This is a genomic window from Flavobacterium sp., from assembly GCF_003525665.1.
Lineage (GTDB): Bacteria > Bacteroidota > Bacteroidia > Flavobacteriales > Flavobacteriaceae > Flavobacterium.
Genome location: NZ_DQDX01000103.1, coordinates 5,476 through 7,758 on the forward strand (window position 1 = coordinate 5,476; position 2,283 = coordinate 7,758).

3 protein-coding genes are annotated in these 2,283 nt (G+C 31.5%); all 3 read right to left on the reverse strand.

Annotated elements, in window-relative coordinates:
- Positions 1-139: 139 nt before the first annotated feature.
- Positions 140-544: a DUF2059 domain-containing protein gene (locus tag DIU01_RS07395; protein WP_290833043.1), complete on the reverse strand. Its 405-nt coding sequence runs from the start codon at positions 542-544 to the stop codon at positions 140-142.
- A 137-nt stretch (positions 545-681) separates the two neighbouring features.
- Positions 682-1,413, reverse strand: coding sequence for an energy transducer TonB (locus DIU01_RS07400; protein WP_290833045.1), 732 nt, complete (start codon positions 1,411-1,413; stop codon positions 682-684).
- Positions 1,414-1,423: 10 nt separating this feature from the next.
- Positions 1,424-2,056, reverse strand: a complete 633-nt coding sequence (locus DIU01_RS07405) for a 7-carboxy-7-deazaguanine synthase QueE (RefSeq protein WP_290833047.1) — start codon at positions 2,054-2,056, stop codon at positions 1,424-1,426.
- Positions 2,057-2,283: the final 227 nt, after the last annotated feature.

Sequence of the window (2,283 nt, forward strand, 5' to 3'; positions counted from 1 at the left end):
CTAATTTTTATAAATTTGTTTTTTTTTTTTTAAAAAAAAGAAATTGTGATTTCATAGTTTTAATTTTTTGCTAAAAATAAAAAATCCCACTCAATTAAGAGCGGGATTTCTGTAAATTATTTATTAGAATGGCAATTTATTATTGAGCGTATTTACCAATAACTTCTTGAATTTCTCCTTGTAATTCTCCCATTGCTTCTTGAGATTTAGTTGTAATGGCAGCAGCTTTCTCATCCATTTTTTTTCCTACTGGACTGTTATAAAATGCTAGCATCGCTTTAACATCTTCTTTAGTATATTCTTCCATGTAGATTTTTGCAGTTGCTTCATTCGCTTTAGCGATCAAAGCATCAAATTCTACTAAAAATGCAGTTTGTTTATCCTCTGGGATCATCCCTAAGATTTGTTTTTTTGCTCCTTCAATTTGAGCTCCGCTACTTCTTTGTACAACTTTTAATACATCAGCTTTGAAAGCTGGGTCTTCTTGAGCAAATCCTAATTGAGCAACAGCTACAAATGCGAATGTTAAAATAAGTTTTTTCATTATTACAGTTTTTTTGTTATGTTAAAATTTTTTATAAATATATAATTTTCAATTATTATGCCAAAATATTTATTTGGATAATTTCAAATATTACTATTAGTAGCACCTATTTTATAAATGTTACAAAATAGTGAATCTTATTTTGGTGTAGTAATTAATATCGGTAAGCTATAGGTAGCTCTTACTGGAACTCCATTTTGAGTAGCTGGTGTCCATTTGGGTGATTTTTTCAAAACTCGTATTGCTTCTTTGCCTGTTCCAAAACCTAAGTCCTTGTCAATAACAAAATTCGACAAACTACCATCAACTTCTACAACAAAGCTTACAATTACTTTTCCGTTTAAACCTGGTTGATCTGGTTCTCTATAATTTTTAGCAATAAATTTGTAAAAATTACTAAGACCACCACTATATTCTGGAACTTTTTCGACAGTTGAGTCAGAGGCAACTTTTTCTATTTTTTTACTTTGAGAAACTTCGTTATTATTTTTAAGTTTAACATCAAATGGAAATTTCATCGTAACAGCAACTGGATTTCCTCCTTTTTGCGCTGGTTTCCATTTTGGAGATTTTGTCAAAACTCTCATAATTTCTGTAGCTGATTCGAAATTATCAAATTGGATTACTTTGATGTTTTTTAAATCACCATTCTTATCTACTGTAAAAGAAGCTAAAATTTTTTCAGATTTAGTAAATTTGGAGAAATCGATTTCTTTATTGGCAAATTCATAAAATTTTTCTAATCCGCCACCATTAAATTTTGGCTCAATCATATCTCCACTAAGATAGACTTCGTCTTCACCGCCAAGTTGTGCAAAACTTGAAATTGATAAAAACAAGAATAAAAATGTTGCTAGAAATGATTTCATAAAATACTTTTTAAGGAATATTCAAATATTTATGCGTTTGTAAGGAAACTCGCCATTTTGGGTTGTTCATTACATAATCTACAATAAGTGGTGTCATTTCTTCTTTCTTGCTCCATTCTGGTTGAAGGAAAAGGATGGCATTTTTATTTACTTTTTCGGCTTGCTCTTCGGCAAATATAAAATCGTGTTTGTTGTAAATGATAACTTTTAATTCGTGTGCAATTGCGTAAGCATCATCTACAGGAAGTTTATTTTTCTTTGGAGAAAGACAAAACCAATCCCAAGTTCCTGTTACCGGATAACAACCCGAGGTTTCTATGTGAACTTTAAGATTTTGATTTTTTAGTTTTTGCGTAAGCAACGACATGTCCCAAGTTAAGGGTTCGCCACCAGTTATTACAACTGTATCGGCATGTTTCTTGGCATTGGAAACTATTACATCTGTTGAAGTTGGCGGATGCAATTCGGCATTCCAACTTTCTTTTACGTCACACCAATGGCAACCAACATCACATCCACCAATTCTGATGAAGTAAGCAGCTGTTCCTGTGTGAAATCCTTCGCCTTGAATGGTGTAGAATTCTTCCATTAACGGAAGCATTTCTCCTTTATCTACGGCAATTTGTATGTTTTTTTCTAACATCTTTATTTTTATTAGCCACGAGGGCGCTAAGTTTTTTTCTAAACCATTAAGATAGTTAAGTAGCTTAAAACTTCTTTTTTAAACAGGACTTGTTTTAAAAACTGAAACTGATATAAAATGGAAAACTAATTAGCCCTGATTACTTCACGTAATGTTTATTTTCATTTGAGTTCAGTGAACTTCGTTTGTAGTGGAAATCCTTTTTTCAATTGCCTTGGGTTTAAACC

Excerpts from the sequence above, each read along its gene's own strand:
- DIU01_RS07395 (WP_290833043.1), bottom strand. The coding sequence starts at position 544 with ATGAAAAAACTTATTTTAACATTCGCATTTGTAGCTGTTGCTCAATTA.
- DIU01_RS07400 (WP_290833045.1), bottom strand. The coding sequence starts at position 1,413 with ATGAAATCATTTCTAGCAACATTTTTATTCTTGTTTTTATCAATTTCA.
- DIU01_RS07405 (WP_290833047.1), bottom strand. The coding sequence starts at position 2,056 with ATGTTAGAAAAAAACATACAAATTGCCGTAGATAAAGGAGAAATGCTT.